This window comes from Cellulomonas sp. NPDC057328, assembly GCF_042667215.1.
Taxonomy (GTDB): Bacteria; Actinomycetota; Actinomycetes; order Actinomycetales; family Cellulomonadaceae; genus Cellulomonas.
Window position 1 is genome coordinate 1 of record NZ_JBHUZW010000174.1, and the last position, 5,762, is coordinate 5,762.

Sequence of the window (5,762 nt, forward strand, 5' to 3'; positions counted from 1 at the left end):
GCCGGTGGTCGGCCGCGACGCCGCGCTCGTCGTCCTCGGGTCGGTGCCGCCGTCAGCGCAGCGGCACCGTGATCCGCTCGACCAGCGTCACCAGCGTCGTGCGGGCCGCCGGGCTCGCCGACGACAGGCGCGTGTCGCGCATGCGCTCGAGCCGCTTCGCCCACGTGTCGAGCGCGGCGACGACCACGCGCGTCTGCCCGCGGTCGGCCGCCCGGTCGGCGACCTCGATCGCGGCGACGCCCTCGAGCACCGCCAGCCCGCGCAGGTCGCCCGACGCGACGAGCCGCCAGAACGTGTCCCGCAGCGCGTCGACGCTGCCCGGCAGCCAGGCCTGCGCGACCGGCACCGTCGTCATGTCGGTGTCGGCGGCCAGGTAGAAGCCCGGGTACGACGGCTGGTTGTACGTCGTCTGCTGCCGCGCCACCTCGGCCCGGTACTGCGGGTCGTGCATGAGCGTGACCAGCCCGCGGTCGGTCACCTCGGTCGACGTGTACACGCGGATCGCGGACGAGTCGGCGGTCCGCACGAACAGCTCCTCGCGCCAGTCGCCGAGCACGTCGGCGACGAGCGACGGGTTGCCCTTGGTGCCGTTGTTCGTGCGCGTGCCCTCGGCGGTGAGGAGCGTGCCGCGGGCGGCGTCGTCGATCGTCGGCGTCTGGTCGCCCGCGCCGTTGACGAGCTGCGTCGTGCCGTCGGCGGCCCAGCGGATCGACTGGTTGGTGCCGTAGATCGTCGGCTGCAGCACGTCGCCGTCCGCGGAGTAGAGGCCGGACGCGTCCGACCCGCCGGGCAGGCTGGCCCACGCCTCGAGGCCGGGGACGTCGGGACGGACGTCACCGATCATGCCGCGGCCGGTGTCGCGGCCCGAGTAGACGCCGAACAGCGTCTCGCCGGTCGCCGCGTCGCGCATCGCCATGCCGTACGGCGCGTACGCGCCGCCCTCGTGCACGGTGAAGATCTCCAGCCCGGGGCGGGCCGGGTCGATGTCGGTCACGTGCATGGCGTCGCCGTGGCCGAGCCGCGCCTGCTCGCCGGGCGTCGCGGAGCCCTCCGGCATCTCGGCGAACGACGAGTAGAGCAGCGAGCCGTCGTCGTCGATCGTGGCCGAGCCGTAGACGATCTCGTGCTTGCCGTCGCCGTCGACGTCGGCCGCGGACAACGAGTGGAAGCCCTGCGTCGTGATCGTGCCGAACTCCGGGTCGGTGCCGTCACGCCCGTGCGGCCCGTCGTTGAACGGGTTCGTCATGGGCGTCCACCCGGAGTCGACGTACCAGCGCTCCCGCAGCGCCTTCCCGTCCCAGTCGTAGGCCACGAGCGTCGAGCGCGTGTAGTAGCCGCGCGCGAACACCGCCGACGGCTGCGTGCCGTCGAGGTAGGCCACGCCGGCCAGGAACCGGTCGACGCGGTTGCCCGGCTCGATGCGGGACATCGCGTAGTCGCCCCACAGCAGCCCGTCGTCCGTGCGGCCCGGCTTGTAGTCCACCGTCTGCAGCTCGCGGCCGTCCCCGCCGACCACCGTGAGGTACTCCGGGCCCTCGAGGACGAACCCTGCGAAGTTCCGCAGCACGTTGCGGGCCGACCGGCCGGGCGCGTAGACGTCCATGAAGTAGTCGGTCAGCGCACGGGCGTCCGCGTCGGAGAGCGGGTACGTGTACTGCGGCGCGATGCCGAACGCCTCCTCGAGCGTCGCCGGCCACTGCCCCGAGACGACCTCCTCGCGCGTCGACCAGCCGCGGAACATCTCGACGACGTGCTCGTAGTAGTCCGCCGCGTCCATGCGGTAGTCGTCGGCGTGGGTGACGCCGGCGGCGACGTCGTCGGCCGGCAGGGTGATCGGCCGCGGCGCGGACGGCGTCCCGTCGGGCGCGTACGTCGTGATGGTGGTGCCGGGCGCCGTCTTGAGCATCATCTCGGCACGGCCGTCGCCGTCGAAGTCCGCGACGGGGAACTGCGTGTAGTGGGCGCCGGCGCGGATGTTGACCCCGAGGTCCGTGCGCCACAGCTGCGTGCCGTCGAGCTCGTAGGCGTCCACGTAGACGTTGCCGGTGTAGCCGACCTGCGACACGTCCTTGGAGTTGGACGGGTCCCACTTGACGACGAACTCGTACGCGCCGTCGCCGTCGAGGTCGCCCACGCTCATGTCGTTGGCGGCGTAGGTGTAGGCCTCGCCGGCGGGCGTGACGCCGTCCGCCGGCTTGTTCAGCGGGATGTCGTGGTGCCCCGCCCACGGCGTCGCGTCGGCGCTGACGTCGACCTCGACGCCGTCGACGACGGCCGCGACCCGGTACACCGACGCCGCGGTGCCGTCCGCGTCGAGCAGGTTGGTGGCCCCCTCGACCGTGTCGATGCGCGTGCCGTCGCGGTAGACGGCGAACTGCGGGCCGGACTGCGTGGTGGCGGTCGCGCCCGTCACCTCGGGCGCGAGCAGGCGCCAGGACAGGAACACGCCCTCGGACGTCGCGACGGCGACGAGGCCGCGGTCGAGGCGCTCGAGGCGGACGGCGTCGGAGCCGTGGCCGCGGGCCGCCGCGGCGGCTCCCGCGGAGGCGGCGCCGGGTGCCGCAGGAGCTGCGGCGGAGGCCGGCGCGACGGCCCCGGCCAGCGCGAGGGCGCCGACGCACGCGGCGGCGGGCAGGGCGGTCAGGAGGTGCACACGTCGTCGGGTGCGCAGGGTCATCGGTTCCCCTTCCGGAGCCGGACGGGACGCCGGTGCGGTCGTCGGTGACCGCGGCATCGCGCTGGAGAAAGCGCTATCCGTCCGTTTTGATCGATTCAACGCCGCCGGGACCCGCCAGGTCAACACCCCGGCACGACCCGCGTGCGCGCCGCCCGGGTGACGTGACGCGGCCACGTGTCGGACCGGACCGGGCGCCGCAGGCCCTGCCCCTACACTCGGCACGTGATCTTCAAGGCCGTGGGCGACGGGCGCCCGTACCCGGACCACGGGCGCGTCACCCCCGCGCAGTGGGCGGACGTCCCGCCCCGCCAGGTGCGGCTGGACGAGCTGGTCACCACCAAGCGCACGCTGGACCTGGCGGCGCTGCTGGCCGAGGACTCCACCTTCTACGGCGACCTGTTCGCGCACGTCGTCCAGCACAAGGGCGTGATGTACCTCGAGGACGGCCTGCACCGCGCCGTCCGTGCCGCCCTGCAGCAGCGTGCGCTCCTGCACGCGCGCGTGCTGGTGCTGAGCTGAGGCGGGGGGCGTCGTGAGCGACCAGGACAGGGCCCGGCAGCTGCGGCGCCGGCACATGCACGAGCGCCAGGCGGTCGTCTTCGGCGTGCTGCTGGCGGGGCTCGCGGTGGCAGGCGTCGGCTCGGCCGCGCTCTACACCGAGAGCATCTCGGTGCCGTTCCTCGACCGGGACTTCACGCGGCTCGCGACGCCGTCGCCCACCGCCGAGGCGTACTGCCCGCCCGAGGGTGCGCTGCCCGTGCCGGCCGACCAGGTCCCTGTCAACGTCCTCAACGGCGCCGGCCGGGCCGGCCTCGCCGCGTCGACCGCCGCCGCCCTGCAGGAACGCGGCTTCGCGGTCGCGGCGACGGACAACGGCGCGTCGACCGGCGGCGTCGGCCGCATCACCTCCGGCCGCAACGGCATCGCCGCGGCCTACACGCTCCGCGCGCACCTGCCCGACGCCCTGCTGGCGCTCGACCCGCGCGAGGACGCCAGCGTCGACCTGGTGCTCGGCTCCGAGTTCCAGCAGCTGCTGCCGGTCGAGCAGGTCGTCCTCGACCCCGCCGTCCCGCTGACCGGCCCCGAGGGCTGCATCCCGTTCGCCGAGCTCGAGCAGGCCGCGCAGCAGGCGCCGGCCCCGGAGGAGCCCGCCGCGGAGGACCCGGCCGCCGAGGACCCGGCCGTGGAGCCCGCGCCCGAGGGCTGAGGCACCACGGCCGGCCCCCCGGTCAGTGCCGCAGCTCCTCGCCGCCGGGCACGGAGGCGGGGGTGGCGGGCTCGTCGTGCGTGCCGCGCCACCGGGCCACGGCCCGCATGAGGTGGTACAGCCCGATCGCGGCGGCCGTGCCGAGCGCGATGCCCTCGAACCGCAGGTCACCGGCGGCCCACGAGTAGTTCGCGATGCCGATGATCAGCGCGACGGCGGCCGGCATGAGGTTGACCGGCGACGAGAAGTCGACCCGGTTCTGCACCCAGATGCGCGCCCCGAGCAGGCCGATCATCCCGTAGAGCACCGTCGCCGCACCGCCGAGGACGCCGTCCGGGATCGTGGCGACGAGCGCGCCGAACTTCGGCGACAGCGACAGCAGCAGCGCGGTCGCGGCGGCCACCCAGTACGCGGCGGTCGAGTACACGCGCGAGGCGGCCATGACGCCGATGTTCTCCGCGTACGTCGTCGTGCCCGAGCCGCCGCCGACGCCGGCGAGGGTCGTCGCGAGACCGTCGGCGACGAGCGCGCGGCCGACGTACGGGTCGAGGTCGGTGTCGGTCATGGCCGCCACGGACTTCACGTGGCCGACGTTCTCGGCGACGAGCACGAGCACCACGGGGAGGAACAGGCCGAGCACGGCCGGGTCGAACGTCGGCGTGACGAACGGCGGCAGCCCCACCCACGCGGCGTCGGCGACGGCCTCGAGGTCCACCTCGCCGCGCAGCAGCGCCACGGCGTACCCGACGAGCACCCCGACGAGGATCGACAGGCGGCCGAGGATGCCGCGGAACAGCACGGTGACCAGCACGATCGCCAGCAGCGTGACCGTCGCGGTGACGGGGGCCGCGCGGAAGCCGGAGCAGTCGTCGCCGGTGCACGAGCCCCACGCCGCCGGCGCGAGGTTGAAACCGATGAGCGCGACGATCGTGCCCGTGACGACCGGGGGCATGAGCGCGTCGATCCACCGCGTGCCCGCGACGTGCGCGACGACCCCGACGAGCGCGAGCGCGAGCCCGGTGACGAGGATGCCGCCGACCGCCACCGACTGGCCGCCGGACGCCGTCGCCGCGCCGATCGGCGCGATGAACGCGAAGCTCGAGCCCAGGTAGCTGGGCAGCCGGTTGCGCGTGACCAGCAGGAACAGCGCCGTCCCCAGCGCCGAGAAGAACAGCGTCGTCTGCGGCGAGAAGCCCGTGATGAGCGGGACGAGGAACGTCGCGCCGAACATCGCGACGACGTGCTGCATCCCGATGCCGATCGTGCGGCCCCACGCCAGGCGCTCGCCCGGCGCCACCACCTCGCCCGGTGCGACGGACCTGCCGTCCCCGTGCACGCTCCAGCCCCAGCCCGCCACGCGACCACGCTCCTTCTGCGTCGGTGCGCCGCACCACGCGTGCGCACCGGGGGCGAGGCTAGCCACTCGGCGTCACGCGGGTGTTGCGGCGCCCCGGCGCACGCCCGGGAGGCGGTCCCGCACGCCGCGTGCGACGGTGGTGGCCCTCTTCCCCGAGACGAAGGAGGCCGAGGATGACGGTCCCGACGACCCCCGACGAGCCGCGTCCCGCGCACGACGACACCACCGCGGGCACGGCGCCCGACCCCGTCCGCGGCACCGCCCCGCAGGCCCCGCCCGCCCCCGACGACGTCGAGGACGACGGCGACCCGACGCAGCGCCGCGGGCTCGTGCCGCCGTTCCCGCCGTCCCCCGGCGGCGTCTCCGGCACGGGCACGGGCGGCGTCGCCGCGGCGGCGGCCGGCGGCGTGGCCGAGCCGATCGGCCGCGGGTCCGACGACGCGGACGACGAGCGCCGCTGACGACGCGCTGACGGTCGCGACGCGACCGCACCCGCCCGACGGGGGCCGCCGGACCACCGG

5 protein-coding genes are annotated in these 5,762 nt (G+C 75.0%); 3 read left to right on the forward strand and 2 right to left on the reverse strand.

Annotation, left to right across the window (positions count from 1 at the left end; genetic code table 11):
• Nucleotides 1-52 precede the first annotated feature (52 nt).
• On the reverse strand, nt 53-2,677 hold the full coding sequence (locus ACFUMH_RS18400) for a rhamnogalacturonan lyase (protein WP_378208936.1): 2,625 nt from the start codon (nt 2,675-2,677) through the stop codon (nt 53-55).
• Between the two features lie 222 nt (nt 2,678-2,899).
• Here ACFUMH_RS18400 and ACFUMH_RS18405 point away from each other — a divergent pair, with 222 nt between their 5' ends.
• On the forward strand, nt 2,900-3,196 hold the full coding sequence (locus ACFUMH_RS18405) for a type II toxin-antitoxin system VapB family antitoxin (RefSeq protein ID WP_378208938.1): 297 nt from the start codon (nt 2,900-2,902) through the stop codon (nt 3,194-3,196).
• Between the two features lie 13 nt (nt 3,197-3,209).
• Nucleotides 3,210-3,884 carry a LytR C-terminal domain-containing protein gene (locus ACFUMH_RS18410; protein ID WP_378208940.1) on the forward strand — a complete coding sequence of 225 codons (675 nt, stop codon included), beginning with the start codon at nt 3,210-3,212 and terminating at the stop codon, nt 3,882-3,884.
• 22 nt (nt 3,885-3,906) lie between these two features.
• On the opposite strand, the gene ACFUMH_RS18415 is transcribed toward ACFUMH_RS18410, so the two are convergent.
• Entirely contained in the window at nt 3,907-5,241 is a 1,335-nt protein-coding gene (locus ACFUMH_RS18415; RefSeq protein ID WP_378208942.1) for a uracil-xanthine permease family protein, read from the reverse strand.
• Nucleotides 5,242-5,414: 173 nt separating this feature from the next.
• Here ACFUMH_RS18415 and ACFUMH_RS18420 point away from each other — a divergent pair, with 173 nt between their 5' ends.
• Nucleotides 5,415-5,702, forward strand: a complete 288-nt coding sequence (locus ACFUMH_RS18420) for a hypothetical protein (RefSeq protein ID WP_378208944.1) — start codon at nt 5,415-5,417, stop codon at nt 5,700-5,702.
• Nucleotides 5,703-5,762 lie beyond the last annotated feature (60 nt).

Excerpts from the sequence above, each read along its gene's own strand:
- ACFUMH_RS18400 (WP_378208936.1), bottom strand. The coding sequence starts at position 2,677 with ATGACCCTGCGCACCCGACGACGTGTGCACCTCCTGACCGCCCTGCCC.
- ACFUMH_RS18420 (WP_378208944.1), top strand. The coding sequence starts at position 5,415 with ATGACGGTCCCGACGACCCCCGACGAGCCGCGTCCCGCGCACGACGAC.